The following is a 22,812-nucleotide window of genomic DNA, read 5'->3' on the forward strand; positions in this document are numbered from 1 at the left end:
TCCAGCTCAGCCCGCGGGTGCGGGGTTCACCTCTGCCTTGGTGACCGCGCCCTGCTGGACGCCCCACTTCTCCAGGATCTTCTTGTACGTCCCGTCGTCGATCAGTGCCTGGATCGCACCCTGGACCGCCTTGGCGAAGTCACCCTTGCCCTTGGGCACGATGAGACCGTAAGGCGCGGTGTCGTAGACCTGCCCGACCTGCTCGAGCTGGTTGTTGGTCACCTTGATCGCGTAGTCGATGACCGGCGAGTCGGCCAGCATCGCCGCGACACGCTTCGAGGTCAGCGCCAGGTTCGCGTCGGTCTGGTTCTGGAACTGCTGGACGTTGATGGCGGGCTGGCCGGCCTGTGTGCACTTGGCCGTCCGGGCCTCCAGGTCCTCGACCTGGACCGTGCCCTTCTGGACGGCGACGTTCTTGCCGCACAGGGTGTCGAGCGTCAGCTTGTCAGGGTTGCCCTTGAGCACGGCCCCCGAGGTGCCCGCGCTGAAGTAGGACACCATGTCGACCTGCTGCAGCCGCTCCGCGTTGATCGTGAACGAGGACATCGCAGCCTCGTACCGGTTGGCCTGCAGGCCGGGGATGATTCCGTCGAACGCCGAGTTCTCGTACGTGAACTCGAGGCCGAGCTTCTGGCCGATCGCCTTGCCCAGGTCCACGTCCATCCCGACGACCTGGCCGTTCTCCACGAACTCGTTCGGCGGGTAGCTCTGGTCCTGTCCCACGACGATCTTGCCGTCGGCTTTGATGTCCGCAGGCACCATGGCCGCGAGCGCGTCGTCCTTGGTCGGCGTCGGGATCGCCGCCGCCGTCGTGTTGCCGGGCGCCCCGCCACCGCCACCGCTGGGGTTGTCTTGCACGGTTCCACACGCGGCCGCCAGTGTCGCCATGGCCAGCGTGGGCAACAGGGCGAGCAACTTGTGCCTGGTCCGTAGCGCCACAGGTCACTCCTTCTCTTGGTCAAGTGCCCGCATACTGCCACTTGTTAGCGCTCGTTCCCAGCAAGCACCCGTTACGACCTGGTCACCACGCAGCTGATTGGCGAATTCACTTTGCCGGATCGGTGCGTCGCCTACGATTCGTCCAGTGACCCGACGCTCGTTGCCGCCATCGAAAGTGCTCGGATCGATGCTCGCCGGAGCGGTGGGCGACGCGCTCGGTTCGCCGATCGAGTTCAACTCCATCGACGACATCCGGCACCGCTTCGGCCAGGACGGCCTGCGGGACTACGCCACCGAGTACGGCGGCCGGGGCAAGATCACCGACGACACCCAGATGACGCTGTTCACCCTGGAAGGCCTGATCCGGGCACACGCGGGCACGCGCAGGGGCACCGATGTCGACATCACGATGGTGCTGCAGCACGCCTACCAACGGTGGTACCTGACGCAGGGGCAACCGTGGGAGCGGTGGGGCGGCGTGTTCGCGCAGCGCTCGCCCGAGCCGGACGGTTGGCTGATCACCAATCGCGGCCTGTTCCACCGCAGGGCGCCGGGTGGCACGTGCATGGCCTCGCTGCGCACATTCGCAACTTCCGGCAAACCCAGCACGCCGGAGAACCCGATCAACGACTCGAAGGGCTGCGGCGGCGTGATGCGGGCCGCGCCGGTGGCGTTCTGGTCCGACGACCCCGCCGAGATCTTCACCATCGCGGTGAACAGCGCGGCGCTGACACACGGCCACCCCACGGGATTTCTGTCAGCGGGTGTACACGCGGTGATCGTCAGCGAACTGCTCGAAGGCACACCGTTACCCGACGCGATCGCCGTCGCACGGGAACACCTGATGCGCTGGGACGACCACCAGGAGCAGCTGGACATTTTGGACAAAGCGGTCGAGCTGTCGCAGTACAAGCCTGACCCGGAGACCATCGCGGCCGAACTGGGCGGCGGCTGGGTCGGCGAGGAGGCGCTCGCGATCGCCGTGTGCGCGGCGCTTTGTGCCGACGACATGACCGAAGGCCTGCTGATGTCGGTCAACCACTCCGGTGACAGCGATTCGACCGGCGCGATCTGCGGCAACATCCTCGGCGCCGCATGGGGGATCGACGCGATCCCGCCGTCGTGGCTCGCCGAGCTGGAGCTGCGCGAGGTGATCGAACGCCTCAGCCTGGACGCGGTCGTCGAGTTCGGGCCGAAGCCGTTGCGCGATCCCGCTTGGTACACGCGCTACCCGGACTGGTGACTGAAATAATGCAGTCGACCGTCGGCGAGGACACCCAGACGGTCGACGCGGTGGTGTCCAGTTTTCGGCAGCGGTTCCCCGAGCCGGAGCCCGAGTCACTTACCGCGAGGCGCACCAGCACGCCAACACCACGTCCAACTGGGAGGACAACATTCCGACACCGAAACCGTGAAGTACTCGTTCGGCGACGACTTCGAGAACTTCACCCGCACGCTGACGGTCACCAAGGACTCGAACCGGTACACGCCGGACGACGGCTCCGAGGATCGCGCGTTCCGCAAGGCAACATGGGGAATCGCCGGGCGCTTCAGCGCGAGCGGCGAGTGGCCTGAGCGTGGATCACACACCAGCGGTTGACGAAGCCGTCCAGCTGCAGCTGGAGCTGGCACATCTGGTCGAACCGAATGCACCGGAAGGGTTTGCGCCGAAGATCGCGGCCGGATTGGACGTCGCGTACGAGCCGGGCTCGGACAGGCTCGTGGCCGCGGCGGTCTGTGTCGACATAGCTACTCTCGCGATTGTGGACAGTGCGGTCCATGAGGCCGTCGCCGACTTCCCTTACGTGCCAGGGTTGTTCGGGTTCCGGGAGCTGCCTGCGCTGCTTCCCGCATTGGACAAACTCAGTACCACGCCGGACATCCTGGTCTGTGACGGCCAAGGGTTGGCGCATCCGCGCAGGTTCGGGCTGGCTTGTCATATCGGTGTCGTCACGGGCTTGCCGTCGATCGGGGTGGGGAAGCAGGCGCTAGGCCGATACGAGCCACCTGGACCGACCAGGGGTGATTGGAAACCCTTGGTGGACAACGGTGAAATCGTCGGCCGGGCGCTGCGAACCCAGGACGACGTCAAACCCGTGTTCGTCTCCATTGGACACCGGATCGACCTGGATACCGCGACCGGGCTGGTTCTGAAGCTCAGCCCGAGGTATCGGCTGCCCGAGACCACGAGGGCAGCCGATCATCTGGGGCGTGAGGTGCTAGCGGGTCGCGTGGGCGTTCAGGATGTGCGCGACTGACGTTGTCACGCGTGTGGCTTGGGCGAGGTGCAGCCACTCGTTGGGGACGTGGGCATTGCTGTCCGCGCCGAGTGCGCCGGTGACCACGAATTGGGCTTGCGGGTAGGTCTCTGCCAGCAGGCCCATGAACGGGATCGAGCCGCCGAGTCCGACCGTTCCCCATGGGGCGTCGAACACCGTCTTGCTCACGTCGTCCAGCGTGGCCTGCAGCCAGGGTGCGGTTTCCGGGGCGTCCCAGCCGTCGGCCAGGTCCGGTCGGCCCAGTTCGACCTGTGCGCCATAGGGGACGTCTGTGGTCAGGGCCTTCTTCACCGCGGCAAGGGCTGCTGCCGAGTCCGCGGTCGGTGGCAGGCGGAAGCTCAGCGACAGCGTTGTGTACGGCCGCAGCACGTTGCCCGCGTCGAGTGGTTCGGGCAGGCCGGAGGCGCCGATCACCGAGAGCGTCGGGCGCCAGCTGCTGTTGAGCACCAGCTCGAGGTCCTGGTCCGACACCTGGCGCACGCCCGAGGCCATCGGGAACGCGGTCCCGACCGTCCCTGCCGCGGCTTGCGCGCTTGTCCTGGCTTCTTCCCTGCGGTGCGCGGGGATTTCCACGTTCAGCTCGGGCAGCAGGATCTCGCCGGTCGTCGAGTCCTCGATCCGGTCGAGCAGGGCCCGCAGCACCCGGAACGAACTCGGCACGATCCCGCTCGCCAGCCCCGAGTGCACGCCGGCGTCGAGCACGCGCACGGTCACGTCCACCGACACCAAGCCGCGCAACGAAGTCGTGAGCCACAGCCGGGAGTAGTCGTTGCCGCCGGAGTCCAGGCAAACCACCAGGGTCACGTCGCCGAGGCGGTCGCGCAGGTGCGTCAGGTACGCCGCGAGGTCAGGGCTGCCGGACTCCTCGCACGTCTCCAGCAGGATCACGCACCGAGCGTGTGAACCGCCTGCGGCCTTGAGAGCCTCGATCGCAGCCGTGGCTGCGTAACCGGAGTAACCGTCGTCCGCCGCGCCACGTCCGTAGAGCCGGCCGTCGCGGAGGACCGGGGTCCACGGTCCAAGGCCCTCGGCCCAACCGCCGACAGGCGGCTGCTTGTCCAAGTGTCCGTAAAGCACGACTGTGCCTGCGTCCTCGGCGCCTGGCGTGGCTGGGATGTCCACCATCACCACTGGCGTCAGGCCATCCAGCCGCACTGTCTCGACGGTCGCGCCTGGCAGGTTGCGGGCGGTGATCCACTTGCTGACGTGCGCGACCGCGTCGTCCAGATGTCCGTTGGCTGCCCATTCGGGGTCGAAGACGGGCGACAGCGCGGGGATCGTGACCAGCTCCGACAGGCTGGGGAGGATCTCCTCGTCCCAGAGCCTGCCGACGGTCGAGTTCAGGGTGTTGTGCTCCACCCCTCGATCCTGTCACGACTCTCGGCGTGGTCCAGATCACATTCGACCCCGGCGTTTGTCCGCTGAGCGAGACCTCGTCACCGCGCCGAAGGTGCTCTGGCGTGCGCGACCGATGTGCTCGCTAGGCACCCCGACCTTCGGTGTTCCTACCATTTTGCCTGTTCAGGACCATTTCGACATGGATAACTACGCGCGGCTGACTCACCAGATCAGGCGACGGCATGCCAGGATGGATATCGACAGCCCGTCAATGCCGACCGCCGCTGTCCGCCTTCCAACCCGAGGTGGCGGTGCGCGACCGGAGTGGCCGCCAGGCGCCGTCACAAGCGATGCCGTGGCCTCGAACACGAGGAGAAAAGCCGCATGTCGTCCCCAGAACAGTGGACGCACCCGGAGCCCGGAGGCGGTCCAGCCGCCACCGCGGCGAAGCCGACCCCAGAACAGGTGATCGCGGGTTTGCGTGCGACTAACGAAGGTGGCGCGGAGCTCGTCGAGCTCCTGACGCCAGAGGGTGAGCGAGTAGCCAACCCCGAGTTCGACAAGTTCGTCGCCGACATCGGTGCCGAAGAGCTGCGCGGTCTGTACCGCGACATGGTCCTCGTCCGCCGCGCCGACCGTGAGGGCAACGCGCTGCAGCGGCAGGGCCAGCTCGGCATCTGGGTTCCGTTGCTCGGCCAGGAAGCCGCGCAGATCGGCGCGGGCCGCGCGTTGAAGCCGCAGGACATGGTCTTCCCCAGCTACCGCGAGCACGGCGTCGCGTGGTGCCGTGGCGTGAAGCCCGAACAGATCCTGGCGACCTTCCGCGGGACGCAGCACTCCGAGTGGGATCCAGTCGAGCACCGCTTCCACCCGTACACGATCGTGATCGGCAACCAGGTCGTGAACGCGACCGGGTACGCGATGGGCCAGAAGTTCGAGGGCAAGGTCGGCAACGAGCCGGACGCCGAGGCCACCATGGTCTTCTTCGGCGACGGCGCGACCAGCCAGGGTGACGTGCACGAAGGCTTCGTGTGGGCCGCGGTGTACGACGCTCCGGTCGTCTTCTACTGCCAGAACAACCAGTGGGCCATCTCCGAGCCGACCGAGCGGCAGAGCCGGCTCCCGCTGTACCAGCGCGCCCGCGGTTACGGCTTCCCCGGCATCCGGGTTGACGGCAACGACGTGCTGGCGTGTCTCGCGGTGTCCCGCTGGGCGCTGGAGGAGTGCCGGTCGGGCAACGGCCCGGTGCTGATCGAGGCGTTCACCTACCGGATGGACGCACACACCACGTCCGACGACCCGACGCGCTACCGCCTGTCGGACGAGCTCGAGGCGTGGAAGCTGAAGGACCCGATCGAGCGGGTCCGGGTGCACCTGGTCCGCAGCGGCATGGCCGAGCCGGAGTTCTTCGACGAGGTGCAGCTCGAAGCCGACCAGTTGGCCTCCGAGCTGCGGACGTACTGCTTCAACATGCCGGACCCGCCTGCCGAGCGGATCTTCTCCAAGGTCTACGCGGGCGGAAACCCGCTGCTGGAACGGGAACGCGACGAATACCTGGAGTACCTGGCCGGTTTCGAGGGGGGTGCGCACTGAAATGGCGGCACCAGTGATGGATCCGAAGACGGCCGCTGCCGCGGCACCCACGAAACTGACCATGGGCAAGGCCATCAACATGGGCCTGCGCGCCGCGATGGAGCGCGACCCCAAGGTGATCGTGATGGGCGAGGACGTCGGCAAGATGGGCGGCGTCTACCGGATCACCGACGGCCTGCAGAAGGATTTCGGTGAGCATCGGGTGCTGGACACCCCGCTGGCCGAGTCGGGCATCGTCGGCACCGCGGTCGGCCTGGCCGTACGCGGCTTCCGGCCGGTGTGCGAGATCCAGTTCGAAGGCTTCATCTTCCCGGCGTTCGACCAGATCAACAGCCAGGTCGCCAAGCTGCACTACCGCACGCAGGGCATGCTCAAGGTGCCGCTGGTGATCCGGGTTCCGTTCGGTGGCGGTGTCGGTGCGGTCGAGCACCACTCCGAGTCGCCGGAGTCGCTGTTCGCGCACCTGCCCGGGGTGAAGGTCGTTTCCTGCTCGAACCCGGTCGACGCCTACTGGATGATCCAGCAGGCCATCGATTCCGACGACCCGGTGCTGTTCTTCGAGCCGAAGCGGCGCTACCACGAGAAAGCCGAGATCGACTTCGACGCGACGCCGTACCCGTTGTGGCGTTCGCGGGTGGTCCGCCAGGGTTCGACCGCGACCCTCGCGGCTTATGGCCCGATGGTGAAGACCTGCCTGGACGCGGCGAACGCGGCCGCGGAGGACGGGCACGAGCTCGAGGTCATCGACCTGCGCACGTTGTCGCCGCTCGACCTGGACCCGGTGTTCGAGTCGGTGCGCCGCACCGGACACCTCGTCGTGGTCAGCGAGGCGCCGGGCGAGGTGTCGATCGCGTCCGAGATCGCCGACCGTGTGCAGCGCGAGTGCTTCTACTCGCTGGAAGCCCCCGTGCTCAAGGTGACCGGGTTCGACACGCCGTACCCGCCGTCCAAGGTGGAGGAGGAGTACCTCCCCGACCTTGACCGCGTGCTCGACGCCGTCGACCGATCGCTGGCGTGGTGAGCCGTGCCTGACTACAAGCACTTCCCCCTTCCTGACGTCGGTGAAGGCCTTGTCGAGGCGGAGATCCTGACTTGGCACGTGCAGCCGGGTTCGAAGGTCAAGGTCAACGACATCTTCGTGGAGATCGAGACGTCCAAGGCCGCCGTCGAGCTGCCCGCGCCCTACGAAGGCGTGGTCACCGAACTGCTGGCCCAGCCGGGTGAGACGGTCGCGGTCGGCACGCCGATCATCGTCTTCGACATCGACCCGGACGGTCCCGAGAAGCCCTCTTCGGACAACGGGTCCGGGGGGACCAAGATCGGCGAGGAAAGCGCGGACGGCCGGATCCAGAGCCTGGTCGGCTACGGCCCGAAGACCGGTTCGGCGAAACGCCGTGCCCGCAAGGGTTCCGCACCCGCGCCGGTGGCTGCCTCGCAGCCCGAGCCGGTTGCGGCTCCGGCCGTTGCCGAGCCGGTCGCCGCGGCCGCGCCTGCCGGTGGCTACGTGCCGCTGGCCAAGCCGCCGGTACGCAAACTGGCCAAGGAACTCGGCGTCGACCTGCGCGCCCTGGCGGTCGAAGGCCAGGTCATCACGCGGGACGACGTCCAGCGCGCGGCCACGCCGGAGCCCGCCGCCGCGGTGGTCTCCTCGGGCGAACGGGAACGCCGTGTCCCGGTGCGCGGTGTCCGCAAGGCGACCGCGAAAGCCATGGTGGACAGCGCGTTCACGGCTCCGCATGTCACGGAGTTCATGACCGTCGACGTCACGCCGATGATGGAACTGCGGGCGAAGCTGAAGAACCACCCGCAGTTCCGGGACGTGAAGCTGACGCCGTTGACCTTCGCCGCCAAGGCAGTGCTGCTGGCGATGAAGCGGACACCGGACATCAACGCGGTGTGGGACGGCGACGAGATCGTCTACAAGTCCTATGTGCACTTGGGTATCGCCGCCGCCACCCCGCGTGGCCTGGTCGTGCCCAAGATCCACGACGCCGACCAGCTGTCACTGCGTGAGCTGGCCGAGGCGTTGGAGGCGTTGACGGTCAAGGCCCGTGACGGCAAGACGACCCCGGCGGAGATGGCGAACGGGACGTTCACCATCACCAACATCGGTGTGTTCGGAGTGGACACCGGCACGCCGATCATCAACCCGGGTGAGTCGGCGATCCTGGCACTCGGCACCATCCGCGACATGCCGTGGGTGGTCGAGGGGCAGATCGTGCCGCGCAAGATCTGCCAGCTGTCGCTGAGTTTCGACCACCGTGTGATCGACGGTCAGCAAGGCTCCGAGTTCCTCGCGGACGTCGGTGCACTGCTCGCTGATCCGAGCATCGCGATCACGTATTAGCTGTTCGGGTCCCGGCCGGTGAGGCCGAGGATCCGGTCCAGCAGCGGGGCGTCTGCGGGTACGGGCACTTCCGGCCCGTAGACGCCCATGTCGCGGCCCCATTCCGCGCCGGACTCGACTTCCTTGTGCACGTAGGCCAGCAGGTCTTCGCTGAACTCGATCGACTGTCCGGTCGCCCGGGCCAAGTCCGACCCGTGGACGACGATCTCGCCGGTGACCATGCCGCCGACCATCGCGGCAGGCAATTCAGTCGGGCCACCCATGTGCGTGGTGCCTTCCCACGCGGCCGGGTCGCTCCAGGACTCGGTGAGCTTCGCCAGCTGCGCGACCAGCTTCGGCTGCCAGTCGTCCGGGATGTCCACTTCGGACTCCGGAGTGACCGGCGGCGGCACGGTCTCCTTGCGCGCGGCGCCTTCCAGGGACGGACCCCAGTACAGCAGGTGGTTGAGCAGCCGGCTGACGTCGAAATCGCTGCACGGCGTCTGCTCGCCGAGCTGGTCCGGCTTGATCCCGTTGACGACGTCGATCACGGGTCCGGTGGCGTAGGGGAAGAGCTGGTCTGGAGACATGCGCATCACCGTAAAGTGGACGGCGCGGCGGTGTATTGAACAAAGGCGACAGATGAGCAGGGACCCGCGTGAGCTGGCGTGGCAGAAGTTCCAGAGCCACACGTTCACCGAGCCCGCGCCCGATCTGGCGCCTTATGTCGCCCGGTACTGGATGGTCGAGTGGGATTACGAGGAGCCCTACCGCCAGCTGATCGTGCCGTATCCGAACGTGCACCTGACGTTTCACACAGACTCGGCGAACCTCAACGGCGTGTCGAGCGGGCACGTGTTCCAAGTGCTCGACGGCCGTAAAAGCGTGTTCGGCGTCGCCTTCCGGCCGGGGATGTTCCGGCCGTTCCTTGGCCGAGCGGTCTCGACGATCACCGACCGGGTCATCCCGGCGGCGGAGGTCTTCACCGGGATGCCCGTTCGCTACGCGGTTGCCGAAGTCGAGGACTTCCTGCGGGCCAACCTGCCTGAGCCGGATCCCAAGGCAGAGCTGGCCGCGCAGGTCGTCGAACGGATCACGACGGCGCCCGAAATCGTCCGGGTCGACGTGCTGGCCAAGGAGTTCGACACGACCGTGCGGCAGTTGCAGCGGTTGTTCGCCGAGCACGTCGGGGTCGGGCCGAAGTGGGTGATCCGCCGTTACCGGCTGCACGAGGTGACCGAGCAGATGGCCGCCGGCTCCAAGATCGACTGGGCTTGTCTGGCCGCCGACCTCGGTTACGCCGACCAAGCCCACTTCACCAGGGATTTCACCAGGATGTTCGGGGAGACCCCGACGCGATACGCGGAACGCTACTGATCGAGCAGTGCCAGGTGCTCCGGCGCGAGCTCGAGGTCGAACGCGGGTGCGTAGGCCTCGTAGTGCTCCCACGTGCGCGGCCCGATGATGGGTACGACCTGTGATTGCTGCTGCAGCCACGCCAACACGACCTGGCTCCTGGTCACGCCCAGCTCCTGCGCGATTTTTGCGACGGTCGCCAACCGCGTTTCGGTCTCAGGGCCGTCGTACTGCTTGTACATCCCTTCTTTGTCGGTGCGTCCTTCGTAGACGCCGGAAAGGATGGGCGAGTACGCGGCCAACGTGACATCAGGGTTGTGCCGCAACCACTCGATCATTTCCGGACCGGCGACATTGCGCGCGCCAGTACGCGGCTTCAGGTACGAATACTGTTGCTGCACAACGATGGGCACGGTCCAGCCGTTCTCCCGGCACAACGCCCGCATCTGCTCAAGCCGCCATGTCCAGACGTTGCTCCAGCCGATGTACCGGACTTTGCCCGCCCGCACGATCTCGTCGAGTGTCTGGAGCGTCTCCTCCAGTGGAGTCGTCATGTCGTCAACGTGGATGTAGTACAGGTCAACGTGATCGGTCTGCAGCCTCTTCAGGCTTCCGTCAATACCGCGCCTGATCACCTCGGCACTCGCGCCCTCGTAGTACGGCTCAGCGCTGGGCGCCTTACGCGCGGCGTCGAGATCCGTGATTGCCGCGGACACCTTCGTCGCGAGGAAAACCTTGTCCCGCTTGCCTTTCAGCAACTCGCCGAGCGCTGCCTCACTCTCCCCGCCCCGGGCCTGCGGGCCGGTCCACCACGCGTAGCAGTCGGCCGTGTCCAGGAAGTCCCCGCCAGCGTCGAGGTAGGCGTCGAGGATGCGCGCCGAAGTAGGCTGGTCGGTGAGCGTCCCCATCAACATGCAGCCGAGCGAGACCTGGCTGACCGTGTGTTCACCGAGTTGGACTCTCTTCATATTTCGAGCCTATGAGCGATCGGTCCGGTACTACAGTCCACTTCTGTGAGCAGATCGCAGACCAATTTGGGGTGGGACGTCCTGCTGGACATGTCCGGCCCCGGCGCACAGCACGAGCAACTCGCCCGCGCGCTGCGCACCGCGATCCGTGAGGGCGTGCTGAAGAAGGGCGCGACGCTGCCGCCGAGCCGCAAACTGGCCGGAGATCTGCAGTGCTCACGATGGGTCGTCACACAGGCGTACGCGCAATTGGTCGCCGAGGGCTATCTCGAGACCAGGACCGGGTCAGCCACCCGCGTGCACTGCTGGGCGGACGAGATCTGGAAGCCCGTGCCACGACGGCAGGAGCCCGCACCACCGCGATACGACCTCGCCCCTGGCCTGCCGGACCTGCGCAATTTCCCGCGAAGGCGGTGGGCCGACGCGGTTCGTGACGCGTTGTCCACAGCACCGCACACCGATCTGGGCGTGCCAATCGAGGGCGGACATCCGCGGTTGCGAACGGTTCTGGCTGAGTATCTGCGCCGGACCCGGGGCGCGGTCACGGATGACGTGTTGATTTGCTCCGGTGTGTGCCACGGCGTCACATTGGTCGGCCGGGCGCTGCACGCGGCAGGCATCACGCAGGTCGCTGTGGAGGAACCGGGGTGGACTCGGGTGTGGCGAGCGGCTGAGGACGCTGGGCTCGAGGTCGTCCCGGTGCCGGTGGACTCGAATGGCCTGTGCGTGGACCAGATTCCTGATGGCGTGCGCGCGGTCATCGTCACGCCCGCGCACCAGTTCCCGTCGGGGGTCGTGCTCACGCCGGAGAGGCGTGCCGCGTTGCTGTCGTGGGCCCGCGATGTCGACGGCCTGATTCTGGAAGACGACTACGACGCCGAGTTCCGCTACGACCGTAAGCCCATTGGAACCGTGCAAGGCATGGATCCACGGCGAGTCGTGCTGCTCGGTTCGGTCAGCAAGACGTTGAGCCCAGCGCTCGGCATCGGCTGGTGCGTTGTTCCTCCACAGTGGACCGTGCCGATGGCGGCACCGCCGGTGATCGACCAGTTGGCGCTGGCCACTTTCATCGAGAAAGGCTGGTATCACCGGTACCTGCGTGCGGCTCGGCTGCGGTACCGCACACGCCGCGACGCATTGCTGGACGCGTTGGGCCCGCTTGACGTCTCGGGTGCCGCGGCTGGGCTACATCTGTTGCTGCACTTGGATTCTCCAGCCGACGAGGTCGTTCATCGGGCGGCTGTGCAGGGCTTGAAGCTCGTCAGCCTCGACGCGTACCGGTCCAGGCCAGGCGATCCCGCGCTGGTGCTTGGCTACGGCAACCTGGCAGACAGTTCGGTGTCCGAAGCGGTCGCAGTGCTCAAGGACTCGATAGGTCGAAGTGGCTCGGGAAGTTCGCGATGAAAGGAATGTCGCCTTTGACCTTCACCCGGCCACGGATGAACAGCAGCGGCGCGGACGCGTTGCCGGTCGCGACCTTCAGGAAATCGGACGGCGTGATCGTGACCGTCGCACGCGGGTCGCGGTCCTGCACGATCCCTGACGTACACCGGCCTTTCTCGATGACGGTCTGGTACCGGTCGTAGCCGCCTGTCTCGCAACCACCGGTGAAACGCCAGTGCACCACGGCATCCGGCGCGTTTTCGCGGAGATGCCTGGCCATCCGGGCGAAGATCTCGCTCAGCACGACCGTTCGGAGATTGTCGTGCGCCATCAAAGCGTCGAGTTGTGCTGACGAAGCCCGTTCGATGATCCAGACGAACGTGCTCGTGCTCAACTTGGACAGCTCGATGCCTGTGCCGGCGTTGCCGAGCATGTCCATTGTCTCGATCAGCTGGACGAACTGGTCCTCGTCGAGCTTCTCGAGGTCGATCGCTCGCGCGAACTCGTCGAACACGCTGGTGTCCGGCAGGCGGTTCCAGTGCTTCAAGGCTTCGGCAGATCGAACATGTGCAGCATGCCCGCGGCGAACGGCAGGTCGCCGCGCAGCTTGAGCTTGCCCATCATGAACAGGACGGGGGCCGAGGCGTTCGACGTGATCAGCCGGAGGAACTCCTGCGGCGGCATGGTGATGGTGACCCGGCTTTCCTTGGTCATCTCCCGGCTCATCGTGCACGTGCCGTTGGAGATGACGGTCTCGTAGCGGTCATAGCCGCCCTCACCCGTGCCGCCGGAGAACCGCCAGTGCACAACGGCCTCGACATCCTTCGCCTTGTCCTGCCTCAGGTGCGTGGTCATCCGCCGGAAGATCTCGCCGAGGATGAGATTGCGCAGTTCAGGACGGGCGAGCACCTCCTCGAGCTGTTCTTTGGACGCACCGGCGATGAGCTTGGCGAAAGTCCGCGGCCCCATCTTGGCGAGGTCGATGCTGACGCTGGAGAGCCGCTGCAACCCGCTGATCAGCCGGACGAACTCGTCGCCGGTGAGCATGGCCGGGTCGATGTTGCGGGCGATCGCGTCGATGTCGACGTCGGCGAGGCCCTCGGTGGTGGGGTCGAGCGAGTCGATCAGCGTGACCAGCTCACCCGGGCTGAGCCGGCTGATGGCCTCGACGCTGAGGTCGGGCATGAGCTCCTCCTCTTACCTACTCGCGAGTAAGAATACGGTCGGGTAGTTACGATGGCAATCTCAAACACGTCGAGGGGTGGATGCAGTGAGCGTGGAGGACAAGCGAGTCAAGCGGCTCCCACGGGAAGTCCGGGAACGACAGATCCTGGACGCAGCCGTCCGCGTGTTCTCCGAGCACGGCTACCACGAAGCATCGATGGACGAGGTGAGCGAGGTCGCAGGCGTCTCGAAGCCGATGATCTACGCATACCTGGGCTCCAAAGAAGACCTGTTCGCGGCATGCATCCGCCGCGAAGCCGGCCTGCTGATGGAAGCCATCGCAGGCGGAGTCGACGTGGACCTGGCGCCCGACATGCAACTGTGGATGGGCCTGCGGTCGTTCTTCGAGTTCGTGGGGGCGAACAAGCAGAGTTGGCGCGTGCTGCACCGGCAGGTCATCTCGCAGGGCGGACCGTTCAGCGAGGAAGTCCTCGCCATGCGGTCGAGGGCTATCACCCTGGTGGACGCGCTCCTGGTAGGAGCCGCGACCAAGAAAGGCGTCGACGAGCACGCGCAGAAGAGCACCGAGGCGATGGCCGCTGCTTTGGTCGGCGCCGGGGAGTCGCTCGCGGACTGGTGGCTCGACCATCCCGCCGTGCCCACACGGACGGTGGCTTCGTGGCTGATGAATTTGGTCTGGATGGGCTTCGGAGACCTGGTCGAGGGCGAGGTCTGGACGCCCTCGGAACACTGACAGGCCAGCGCAGGCAGGTCTCGCGCGGTTGATGCGGCTACCGCTCGCTGCCGGACTTTCCCTCTGTCACGGCAGGGGTTCGTCTCGAGGTTCCGGCTTGTGTTCGGTTTGCCCTGGACCGTGTGGGTGGCTCCGTGATGCTTTTGTTTCGGGCTCTTGAAAAGAATGGCAGGGAGGCCACCCAGAGGGAGGGGGCTTTCAGCTCGAATTCCCCCGTGTGTTTGGTGGGCGTGTGTGTTCCCTCCGGTACGGCCTGCCTGACGGAACCACGGGGCGTCAAGAGGTCGGTATCGCTTCCGCACGGGGCTGGGTCGCGTAGGCCGACCTCCTGACACCCCGTGGTTGGCAAAGCCCAGGCCATACCGGAGGGAACACCCACGAAGCCCACCCCTGTGCTACCGCACCCGAAGACAACAGCCACCCCTGCACCGCCACACCAGAAGAGCCACCCTGTGCTGCCGCACCGGGAAGCTGCCCGCACCAGAAAAGCCACCCCGCGCAGCCGCGCCGAAAGAGCGACCTGCGCTCAGGCACCGAAGGAGCACCTTCACATCAGGAAAAGCCCCAACAGCGGTCCACACTGCACCGACCAACTTTTGACGACCCCCAACCCCCACCCCACAAAAGGACATCCCCCACCACTCCCGGGGGGCGTCCCCTGGCCAGTCTATCGAGGATATGGCTGGTCAAGGGAGTTTCTGGGTGGTTGTGGACAACTGGATTTGCGAACGGGCCGTTCGCGCGGCGTCGGTCAGGTGATTTCGCCGGTCAGGTGTGGTTTGCCGGTGCGGGCGTCGAACAGGTCGAAGGTCCAGGTTCCTTCTGCGCGGTTGGTGGCGAAGCCGACCTTCGCCGGCAACAGCACGGGCAGCTTGAACTTCACGTCGACCGTGTAAGCCTCCGGCAGGCGGCCTTCAAACGCTGCCAGGCATCGGGCCTTGGTCCACATGCCGTGGGCGATTGCGCGCGGGAAGCCGAAAAGTTTGGCGGTCAGCGGGTGCAGGTGGATCGGATTGCGGTCGCCCGATACGTCCGCGTACCGGCGGCCGATGTCATCGGGTACGCGCCATATCGCGCGAGGTTGCCGAACAACCACCTCGGATGCACCGGACGAACCGCCGGAACCTGTGCGGCGTAGGTAAGTGCTCGTGCTGTGCCAGGCGAGGGTGTCGTCTACCGATACCGAGGTGATCATGTCGAACTGGTGGCCCTTGGGGTGGTCGCGGAGGTTTTCGACGTGTACCTGCAATTGCAATGCATCGGTTGTGTACAGGGGGCGGAGTTGGGTGATGCGGTTGGCGATGTGCACCGAACCGACTAGGGGGAATGGGAAGTCGTTGTCGGTCATCAGCTTCACTTGCAATGGGAAGCCGAGGATATGCGGGTATGTGATGGGCAGCTGATCCGTCAGTCGGAAACCGCATACCTTCGTGTACGCCGACAAGTGGCCTGGGTCTATTGCGAGCGGCGAGCGGCTGTACACAGTGGACGGCAGGGTCGAGCCGTTTCGGGTGAAGCCGGTGAGGACTGCTTTGCCGAACAACACCGTCAGGTTCGGGGTTGAGTCCAGCTCGTGGGTGTGGGTGATCGGCACGTCAGGCTCCCAGCAGGCTTTGGCCGCAGACCCGGACCACGTTTCCGTTCACGCCGCCGGACGCGGGGTTCGCGTACCACGCAATGGTTTCGGCGACGTCGATGGGCAGGCCGCCTTGGGACATGCTGTTCATTCGTCGTCCTGCTTCACGGATCGTCAGCGGCATTGCCGCCGTCATCTGGGTTTCGATAAAGCCGGGGGCGACCGCGTTGATCGTTCCGCCTTGGGCGGCGAGCAAGGGCGCGTATGCGTTGACCATGCCGATCACTCCGGCTTTGCTGGTGCCGTAGTTGGTTTGGCCTACGTTGCCCGCGATTCCGCCGATCGACGAGACGCCGACGATCCGTCCGTCGGTGCGCAGAGTTCCGTCAAGCAGGGCGTCGTTGATTCGCAGTTGAGCTGCCAGGTTCACCGACAACACCGCGTCCCATTGGGCTTCGGTCATCTTGGCCAGTGTCTTGTCGCGGGTGATTCCGGCGTTGTGCACCACGATGTCCACGCCGCCGTGCCGGGCGCGGAAGTAGTCGACGAGCTGTGCCGGTGCCTCGGGGGCGGTGATGTCGAGCTGCAATGCCGAACCGCCGATCCGGTTGGCCACCGCGGACAGCTCCTCGCCTTGTGCGGGGATGTCCAGTGCGACGACGTGGGCGCCGTCCCGGGCGAGCACGTCGCCGATTGACGCGCCGATGCCTCGGGAAGCACCAGTGACCAGGGCGACCTTGCCTGCCAACGGGGTCAGCCAGTTCTCCGGTCGCGTGACCGTGCCGTCGCCGATCCGGATGACTTGGGCGTCGACGTAAGCGGACTTCGCGGAGAGCAGGAACCGCAGGGTCGACTCGATGTCGGCGTCCCCGGACGTGTAGACGAGTTGCGCCGTGGCACCACGCTTCAGCTCTTTGCCCACCGAACGCGTGAAGCCTTCGAGCGCGCGCTGCGGGATCGACTCTTTGGAGCCGTCCGGGGTGGTGCCGAGTACGACAACCCGGCCGCACGCGGCGATGGTCCGGATCCGGGGGTGGAAGAAGTCGTAGAGCTCGCGCAGCCGGTCCACGCTGTCGATTCCGGTCGCGTCGAAGACCAGTGCGCCGGGCCGCTCGGCCGTGTCGACGACCTCAATCCCCGAGCTGCCGAGAATCCTGCGGATTTGTTCCTCCAGACGACCACCTTTGGCCGCACCGACAACGGCCGGACCGGGTAGTGCGGGCTGGTCTGGCCGGTAACGTCGCAAGGGCACCGGGTTGGGCAGCCCGAGCCGCTTGACCAGGAACTTTCCCGGACCGGTTCGGGCGAATCGCTGGTAGCCATCGGTCATCGTCGCGCCTCCCTACTCGCGGTAATACTACTTGCGAGTAGGTTAGGATGGCCAGTACCACCGATTCGGGAGGGCCACATGGCGCCACGAGGCTTGAAGCGGGTCGCGATCATTGGCGGAAACCGGATCCCGTTCGCCCGGTCGAACGGCCCGTACGCCACCGCGTCGAACCAGGACATGTTCACCGCGGCACTGGACGGCTTGGTCAGCCGCTTCGCGCTGCAGGACGAGCGGCTCGGCGAAGTCGCCGCGGGCGCGGTGCTCAAGCACAGCCGCGACTTCAACCTCGCGCGGGAATCCGTACTGGGCAGCAGGCTTTCCCCGGAGACCCCGGCGTACGACATCCAGCAGGCGTGCGGCACCGGGCTGCAGGCGATCATCCAGGTGGCGAACAAGATCGCGCTCGGCCAGATCGACGCGGGCATCGCGGGCGGCGTGGACACCACCAGCGACGCACCGATCGGCGTGCACGAGGACCTGCGCGCGATCCTGCTGCAGCTCAATCGGACCAAGAGCATCGGCGGACGGCTGAGGCTGCTGGCCAAGCTGCGGCCGATCCACATCGTCCCGGACATCCCCCGCAACGCCGAGCCGCGCACCGGCCTGTCGATGGGTGAGCACGCGGCGATCACCGCGAAAGAGTGGGGAATCGAGCGCGCCGACCAGGACGAACTCGCCGCCGCGAGCCACCGCAATCTGGCCGCTGCCTATGAGCGTGGGTTCTTCGACGATCTCGTGACGCCTTATTTGGGGCTACAGCGCGATCAGAATCTGCGCCCGGATTCGTCAGTCGAGAAGCTCGCGAAGCTGAAGCCGACCTTCGGCGGCGCAGAGGGAACGATGACCGCGGGCAACTCGACTCCGTTGACCGACGGCGCTTCCACTGTTCTTCTCGCCAACGACCAGTGGGCGAAGGCGCATCGGCTGCCTGTGTTGGCGTATCTGACTTTCTCGGAGACCGCGGCCGTCGACTACGTGCACGGCGGCGAAGGTCTGCTGATGGCTCCGGCGTATGCGGTGCCGCGGATGCTGGCCCGTGCCGGGATTTCGTTGCAGGACTTCGACTTCTACGAGATCCACGAGGCGTTCGCGTCACAGGTGCTCGCAACGCTCAAGGCCTGGGAAGACCCGGCGTTCGCCAAGGAACGGCTCGGGTTGGACGAGCCGCCCGGCGCGATCGACCGGAGCAAGCTCAACGTCAACGGCTCCTCCCTGGCGGCTGGGCACCCGTTCGCCGCGACCGGCGGCCGGATTGTCGCAACTCTGGCCAAGCTGCTGCACGAACGCGGGTCGGGTCGTGGGCTCATCTCGATCTGCGCCGCGGGCGGGCAAGGCGTGGTCGCCATCCTGGAGAAGTAACGTCGTCTACGGCTTTCTAGAACTAAAGCTAGATTGCCGTAGACGCCTTGATGGACGACACGCCGTACGGATGTATCCGGGAATATCGGATGGACGCTAGACAGGCCGATACCTTCCGATGATGGACCCGGTACGCAACCCGTTCGCCCCTGGCGCGGGGCAGCGCCCACCTGAGCTGGCCGGTCGGGACAAGGAACTCGCCGCATTCGAGGTCGTGCTGGAACGGGTCGCTCGCGGGCGCCCGGAACGCAGCCTGGTGCTGACCGGCCTGCGTGGCGTCGGCAAGACCGTGTTGCTCGGCGAACTGCGCTCGATGGCGGTGAAACGTGGCTGGGGCGCGGGCAAAGTCGAAGCCCGGCCGGACGCTGACCTGCGACGACCGCTGTCCGCGGCATTGCACCGCGCGGTGCGGGATCTTGCCGTACGGCATCGTGCGCCGGATCGCGTCGAATACGTGCTCGGCGTGCTCAAAGCGTTCGCGCTGCGGGCCGCACCTTCGGACGCCAAGCTGCGTGACCGCTGGCAACCGGGCATCGACGTGCCTGCGGCGAACGGCCGTGCGGACTCCGGGGACATCGAGATCGACCTGGTGGAGTTGTTCACCGACGTCGCCGAACTGGCTCAGGACGTCGGCACCGGCGTCGCGCTGCTGATCGACGAGATGCAGGACCTGTTGCCGGACGACGTGTCGGCGATGTGCGCGGCCTGCCACGAGTTGTCCCAGAACCAGGCGCCGTTGGTGGTCGTCGGCGCCGGACTGCCGCACTTGCCCGCGGTGTTGTCGGCCAGCAAGTCGTACTCCGAGAGGCTGTTCCGCTACGTCCGGATCGACCGGCTGGACAAGGAGGACGCCCACCAGGCGATCCTCGCGCCGGTCACCCGCGAGGAAGCCGACATCACGTCCGACGCGTTGACCGCGTTGTTCGAGGCGTCCGGCGGTTATCCGTACTTCATCCAGGCCTACGGCAAGGCCGCGTGGGACGCCGCGCCGAGCGATCCGATCACCGAAGAGGACGTGAAGGTGGCCGCTCCGGAGGCCGAAGCCGAGCTGGCGGTTGGCTTCTTCGGCTCACGCTACGAACGCGCGACGCCTGCCGAGCGGGAATACCTGCGGGCGATGGCCGAACTGACCGAGGGCCGCGACGAGGGCACAAGCACCGCAGATATCGCCGTTTTCCTGGGACGCAAGCCGTCGTCGCTGTCGCCCGCACGGGACAGCTTGATCAAGAAGGGCTTGGTGTACTCCGCCGAACGCGGTCGGATCGCCTTCACCGTCCCGCACTTCGGCCGGTTCCTGCTCGGCCGTGACGAGTGATGTCTAACGGGATCTAGAACTACAGGTAGACAGCTAGATAGGAGGACATGTCCGGCGAGATACCCACTTTGACCGACGAATCATCGGCGTGTGCCTCATGTCACCGGATAATCGGGTGCATCATCGCGCGTGGGCGCGCATAATAGGTACAGACCAACCGAGACACAACCCGAGGGGTGCAGTACCTGTGAACATCACCGCCAAGATTCGTGCCCGCCGCGCCGAGGCTCGTACCCGGCGGGCGGTCAACCGGGCCATCGACCACGCGGCCACGCCGGCGATGCGCCACGAACTGATCATGATCGCGCAGCAGCAGGGCAACCTCCGCTGACTTCGCGGGTCGACACCCACAGAGCGTGATCGGCCATCAACCAAAAGGTAGAAAAGTTCGCTCGAAAGAGTGACGTGGAACACATCCGGAAAGTCGGTAACGACTTGGTCCAGACCGGCGATGTTCCCAGTGACCCCGAGATGCTGGCGGACCCCCGACCTGGCAGCATCCCGGGGTCTTCCACTATCCGGGCAGGCTGGGCGCCCCCGCTGGCGAAGCGGGCGAGCGAGGTCGCCGACGGGCCAAACATCCCTCGTTAGGGTGTCCCTCGTGGGTATGACGGTGCTTGCGCTGGACATCGGCGGGACCAAGATCGCTGCAGGCGTCGTCGACGATCACGGTGAGGTCCTTGCCCACGCGACCCGGCCGACTCCGGTGCACGATCCGACGCACGCTTGGCAGGCCGTGCTCGATGTTTCGGCGGAAGCGCTCGATGGCCGGACGATCAACGGCATTGGCGTGGCATGCGCCGGCCCGGTGAACTCAGCCGAAGGCACAGTCAACCCGATCAACGTGCCGTGCTGGGACGACTTTCCGCTGGCCGCTCGGCTGCACCAAGCCTTCGACGTTCCGGTGCACCTCGCGGGCGACGGCGTGTGCATGGCGCTCGGCGAACACTGGACAGGTGCGGGGAAAGGTGCTGACTTCCTCGTCGGCCTGGTCGTCTCGACCGGTGTCGGCGGCGGGCTCGTGCTGCAGGGCAAGCCCTATGGGGGACGCACCGGAAACGCCGGTCATATCGGCCACATCGTTGTCGAACCCGACGGGATGCCGTGCACCTGTGGCGGCCGTGGGTGCGTGGAGACCGTCGCAGGCGGTCCGCACCTGGTGCGATGGGCCCGGCAGCAAGGATGGCGCGCGCCCGACCACGGTGACGCCGCGCATCTCGCGGCCTCGGCTCTGGCCGGTGATGACATCGCCTTGGCCGCGTTCGAGCGGGCCGGGCGAGCCGTCGGCATGGGGATCGCCGCGGCCGCCGCGTTGTGCGACTTGGACCTCGCGGTGATCGGCGGCGGCATCGCCCAGGCCGGTGACCTGCTCTTGGATCCGGTGCGCCAGGCGTTGGCCGACTACTCGAGGCTGTCTTACGTCGACACGTTGCGCGTGGTTCCCGCCCAGCTAGGCAGTCATGCGGGCCTCGTGGGTGCGGCCGCGCTGATCATCGGGGCTTGACCATCACGATACCTTTGACTCAGTCAAAGGATTCTTTGAGGTGGTCAACTTGGTGTCCGACGCTCGTATCCAGTCAGTCAGGCAGTTCAACCGCTTCTACACCCAGGTCCTCGGCGTACTGGCTGAAGGACTGATGGATACGCCGTACTCGCTGACCGAGTCGCGCGTGCTCTTCGAACTGAGTCAACGAGACAACACCGAGGTCACCGCCTTACGCCGGGATCTCGGCCTGGACGCCGGATACCTGTCCCGACTGCTGGCACGGTTCGAGAGCGACGGTCTGGTCAGCCGGGGCAAGTCAGCGTCCGACGCCCGGCGTCAAGTGGCTGGCCTGACCGAGTCGGGCCGCACGACGATGAAGATGCTCAATGAACGGTCTGACACCCAGGTGCGCGAGTTGCTTGCCCCGCTTGGTGAAGAGGACCAACGAAAACTCGTGGCGGCTATGGACACGATCCGCCAACGGCTCGGGAGGTCCCGCCAGGACAACACGATCGTTCTGCGGCCGCCGGGGCCGGGTGATCTCGGCTGGGTCGTCGAGCGCAATGGCGCGCTCTACGCACAGGAGTATCAGTGGGGCAGCGCGTACGAAGCGCTTGTCGCGCGGATCATCGCCGACTACGCGGAGAACCACGATCCCGCGCAAGAAGCCGGTTGGATTGCGGAAATCAATGGCGAACGAGTCGGTAGCGTGTTCTGCACTCGCAAGGACAACACAACCGCGAAGCTTCGGTTACTTCTGGTTGAACCAAGTGCCCGCGGTATGGGTGTCGGCGGCCGATTGGTCGACGAGTGCCTCCGGTTCGCGACTTCGATCGGCTACCGAACAATTGAACTGTGGACAGTGAACGTGTTGACCGCGGCCCGCCGGATATACCAACAGCGTGGTTTCACGATGGTCGCATCCGAGCATCACGACGCCTTCGCCCCAGGTCAGCGGGCGGAAACCTGGCGCAAGGACCTTTACGACCAGTAGTCGAAATTGAGCGCAACGCAATTAGCGCCAACCAGTCGAACAAATCACACACGAACGCAGCATCGACGAACCAGCCGATCAGTGGTTTGGTGGTCACCTGGGAAATTCATCTTCTCCGAGGAGGCCCGGCGTGCCTGGTCGCGCCTGCACCGGTATCGGTTCGGTCGTGCTTGCCACTGGGTTGCTCACTGGCTGCGGCGCGGTCAACGATCACTGGGACTTACCGATGTCGCCGCTCGAGCGACCAACCGACATCCCTTTGCAGAACAGGGACGTGTGTGCCGCGCTGAAAGCTGACCGGACCGCCGCGGGCTGTCACCTGATGACCGAGAACGGTACGGCGGAAATCCTAATCTTCCCCCGGGTCGACGGCGGTTTACGTCGCTACTCCGACGCCGTCGACGGCGACACGGTGAGATGGCTCGGTATCGACAAGTTCCCGGCGATCCAATTGATCGGTGCCGGTAGCGACGGCATCGCCTCCTGCCGGGTCGCGCTCGACGTGGCGCCGGAGCAGGTCCTGCTGATCGTCTACCGCCAGCAGGCCGCCGACCCGAAACTCGCGCCCTGCAAACCGGCGCGTGATTTCGCCGCGAAGGCGATCGCGGCATTGCAGAGCACCAGCCCGTAAGACACACCGGCCGATCCATCC

At 66.1% G+C, this 22,812-nt stretch carries 23 protein-coding genes; 15 read left to right on the forward strand and 8 right to left on the reverse strand.

Annotated features, from left to right (window positions below):
- Positions 1–6 precede the first annotated feature (6 nt).
- A complete protein-coding gene (locus B9C43_RS15410; RefSeq protein ID WP_235038622.1) occupies positions 7–939 on the reverse strand; it encodes an ABC transporter substrate-binding protein in 933 nt (310 codons plus the stop codon).
- 145 nt (positions 940–1,084) lie between these two features.
- On the opposite strand from B9C43_RS15410, the gene B9C43_RS15415 reads away from it, so the two are divergent.
- The 3 genes from B9C43_RS15415 (at position 1,085) to B9C43_RS15425 (ending at position 3,197) form a co-directional block, all read left to right on the forward strand.
- Positions 1,085–2,182 carry an ADP-ribosylglycohydrolase family protein gene (locus B9C43_RS15415; RefSeq protein ID WP_235038623.1) on the forward strand — a complete coding sequence of 366 codons (1,098 nt, stop codon included), beginning with the start codon at positions 1,085–1,087 and terminating at the stop codon, positions 2,180–2,182.
- Positions 2,183–2,350: 168 nt separating this feature from the next.
- Positions 2,351–2,539 (forward strand): hypothetical protein, encoded by a 189-nt coding sequence (locus B9C43_RS15420; protein WP_084427074.1) that lies wholly within the window; start codon positions 2,351–2,353, stop codon positions 2,537–2,539.
- The gene (locus B9C43_RS15425) at positions 2,517–3,197 is read left to right on the forward strand and encodes an endonuclease V (RefSeq protein WP_327222582.1); all 681 of its coding nucleotides are present in this window, start codon (positions 2,517–2,519) and stop codon (positions 3,195–3,197) included. The genes B9C43_RS15420 and B9C43_RS15425 overlap by 23 nt, the downstream gene beginning before the upstream one ends.
- Here the strand turns inward: B9C43_RS15425 and B9C43_RS15430 are convergent.
- The gene (locus B9C43_RS15430) at positions 3,159–4,577 is read right to left on the reverse strand and encodes a M20/M25/M40 family metallo-hydrolase (RefSeq protein ID WP_084427077.1); all 1,419 of its coding nucleotides are present in this window, start codon (positions 4,575–4,577) and stop codon (positions 3,159–3,161) included. The genes B9C43_RS15425 and B9C43_RS15430 overlap by 39 nt on opposite strands.
- A gap of 363 nt (positions 4,578–4,940) precedes the next feature.
- Here B9C43_RS15430 and pdhA point away from each other — a divergent pair, with 363 nt between their 5' ends.
- Genes pdhA through B9C43_RS15445 form a run of 3 tightly spaced genes read left to right on the forward strand, consistent with a single transcriptional unit; the run spans position 4,941 to position 8,496 of the window.
- The gene (pdhA, locus tag B9C43_RS15435) at positions 4,941–6,149 is read left to right on the forward strand and encodes a pyruvate dehydrogenase (acetyl-transferring) E1 component subunit alpha (protein ID WP_084427079.1); all 1,209 of its coding nucleotides are present in this window, start codon (positions 4,941–4,943) and stop codon (positions 6,147–6,149) included.
- Position 6,150: 1 nt separating this feature from the next.
- Positions 6,151–7,170, forward strand: coding sequence for an alpha-ketoacid dehydrogenase subunit beta (locus tag B9C43_RS15440; protein ID WP_033382387.1), 1,020 nt, complete (start codon positions 6,151–6,153; stop codon positions 7,168–7,170).
- Between the two features lie 3 nt (positions 7,171–7,173).
- Positions 7,174–8,496, forward strand: coding sequence for a dihydrolipoamide acetyltransferase family protein (locus B9C43_RS15445; RefSeq protein ID WP_084427081.1), 1,323 nt, complete (start codon positions 7,174–7,176; stop codon positions 8,494–8,496).
- Here the strand turns inward: B9C43_RS15445 and B9C43_RS15450 are convergent.
- A complete protein-coding gene (locus B9C43_RS15450; protein WP_084427083.1) occupies positions 8,493–9,065 on the reverse strand; it encodes a TIGR03086 family metal-binding protein in 573 nt (190 codons plus the stop codon). The genes B9C43_RS15445 and B9C43_RS15450 overlap by 4 nt on opposite strands.
- A gap of 52 nt (positions 9,066–9,117) precedes the next feature.
- On the opposite strand from B9C43_RS15450, the gene B9C43_RS15455 reads away from it, so the two are divergent.
- A complete protein-coding gene (locus tag B9C43_RS15455) occupies positions 9,118–9,852 on the forward strand; it encodes an AraC family transcriptional regulator (protein ID WP_084427085.1) in 735 nt (244 codons plus the stop codon).
- Here the strand turns inward: B9C43_RS15455 and B9C43_RS15460 are convergent.
- Entirely contained in the window at positions 9,846–10,799 is a 954-nt protein-coding gene (locus B9C43_RS15460) for an aldo/keto reductase (protein ID WP_033382389.1), read from the reverse strand. The genes B9C43_RS15455 and B9C43_RS15460 overlap by 7 nt on opposite strands.
- A gap of 45 nt (positions 10,800–10,844) precedes the next feature.
- On the opposite strand from B9C43_RS15460, the gene pdxR reads away from it, so the two are divergent.
- Positions 10,845–12,203 carry a MocR-like pyridoxine biosynthesis transcription factor PdxR gene (gene pdxR, locus B9C43_RS15465; protein WP_235038624.1) on the forward strand — a complete coding sequence of 453 codons (1,359 nt, stop codon included), beginning with the start codon at positions 10,845–10,847 and terminating at the stop codon, positions 12,201–12,203.
- Here the strand turns inward: pdxR and B9C43_RS15470 are convergent.
- Positions 12,160–12,729, reverse strand: coding sequence for an SCP2 sterol-binding domain-containing protein (locus tag B9C43_RS15470; protein WP_235038625.1), 570 nt, complete (start codon positions 12,727–12,729; stop codon positions 12,160–12,162). The two genes, pdxR and B9C43_RS15470, sit on opposite strands and share 44 nt — an antisense overlap.
- Positions 12,726–13,367: an SCP2 sterol-binding domain-containing protein gene (locus B9C43_RS15475; RefSeq protein ID WP_084427087.1), complete on the reverse strand. Its 642-nt coding sequence runs from the start codon at positions 13,365–13,367 to the stop codon at positions 12,726–12,728. Before B9C43_RS15475 ends, B9C43_RS15470 begins: the two co-directional genes overlap by 4 nt.
- An 85-nt stretch (positions 13,368–13,452) precedes the next feature.
- On the opposite strand from B9C43_RS15475, the gene B9C43_RS15480 reads away from it, so the two are divergent.
- Positions 13,453–14,100 carry a TetR/AcrR family transcriptional regulator gene (locus B9C43_RS15480; protein WP_084427089.1) on the forward strand — a complete coding sequence of 216 codons (648 nt, stop codon included), beginning with the start codon at positions 13,453–13,455 and terminating at the stop codon, positions 14,098–14,100.
- A 751-nt stretch (positions 14,101–14,851) separates the two neighbouring features.
- On the opposite strand, the gene B9C43_RS15485 is transcribed toward B9C43_RS15480, so the two are convergent.
- Both B9C43_RS15485 and B9C43_RS15490 read right to left on the reverse strand, forming a co-directional pair.
- A complete protein-coding gene (locus tag B9C43_RS15485; protein ID WP_084428191.1) occupies positions 14,852–15,688 on the reverse strand; it encodes a MaoC/PaaZ C-terminal domain-containing protein in 837 nt (278 codons plus the stop codon).
- A 7-nt stretch (positions 15,689–15,695) separates the two neighbouring features.
- Positions 15,696–17,006: a 3-oxoacyl-ACP reductase gene (locus B9C43_RS15490; protein ID WP_084427091.1), complete on the reverse strand. Its 1,311-nt coding sequence runs from the start codon at positions 17,004–17,006 to the stop codon at positions 15,696–15,698.
- A 78-nt stretch (positions 17,007–17,084) separates the two neighbouring features.
- Between B9C43_RS15490 and B9C43_RS15495 the strand changes: the two genes are divergently transcribed.
- From B9C43_RS15495 to B9C43_RS15515, 6 genes are all read left to right on the forward strand, one after another.
- Positions 17,085–18,365, forward strand: a complete 1,281-nt coding sequence (locus B9C43_RS15495; protein WP_084427093.1) for an acetyl-CoA C-acetyltransferase — start codon at positions 17,085–17,087, stop codon at positions 18,363–18,365.
- Positions 18,366–18,486: 121 nt separating this feature from the next.
- The gene (locus B9C43_RS15500) at positions 18,487–19,680 is read left to right on the forward strand and encodes an ATP-binding protein (protein ID WP_033393559.1); all 1,194 of its coding nucleotides are present in this window, start codon (positions 18,487–18,489) and stop codon (positions 19,678–19,680) included.
- 187 nt (positions 19,681–19,867) lie between these two features.
- Positions 19,868–20,011, forward strand: coding sequence for a hypothetical protein (locus B9C43_RS57525; RefSeq protein ID WP_185845663.1), 144 nt, complete (start codon positions 19,868–19,870; stop codon positions 20,009–20,011).
- 276 nt (positions 20,012–20,287) lie between these two features.
- Positions 20,288–21,184: an ROK family protein gene (locus tag B9C43_RS15505; RefSeq protein ID WP_084427095.1), complete on the forward strand. Its 897-nt coding sequence runs from the start codon at positions 20,288–20,290 to the stop codon at positions 21,182–21,184.
- A gap of 52 nt (positions 21,185–21,236) precedes the next feature.
- Positions 21,237–22,160 carry a bifunctional helix-turn-helix transcriptional regulator/GNAT family N-acetyltransferase gene (locus tag B9C43_RS15510; protein WP_235038627.1) on the forward strand — a complete coding sequence of 308 codons (924 nt, stop codon included), beginning with the start codon at positions 21,237–21,239 and terminating at the stop codon, positions 22,158–22,160.
- Positions 22,161–22,386: 226 nt separating this feature from the next.
- Positions 22,387–22,791 carry a DUF3558 domain-containing protein gene (locus B9C43_RS15515; RefSeq protein ID WP_143446346.1) on the forward strand — a complete coding sequence of 135 codons (405 nt, stop codon included), beginning with the start codon at positions 22,387–22,389 and terminating at the stop codon, positions 22,789–22,791.
- Positions 22,792–22,812: the final 21 nt, after the last annotated feature.

This window comes from Kibdelosporangium aridum, assembly GCF_900176515.1.
Taxonomy (GTDB): Bacteria; Actinomycetota; Actinomycetes; order Mycobacteriales; family Pseudonocardiaceae; genus Kibdelosporangium; species Kibdelosporangium aridum.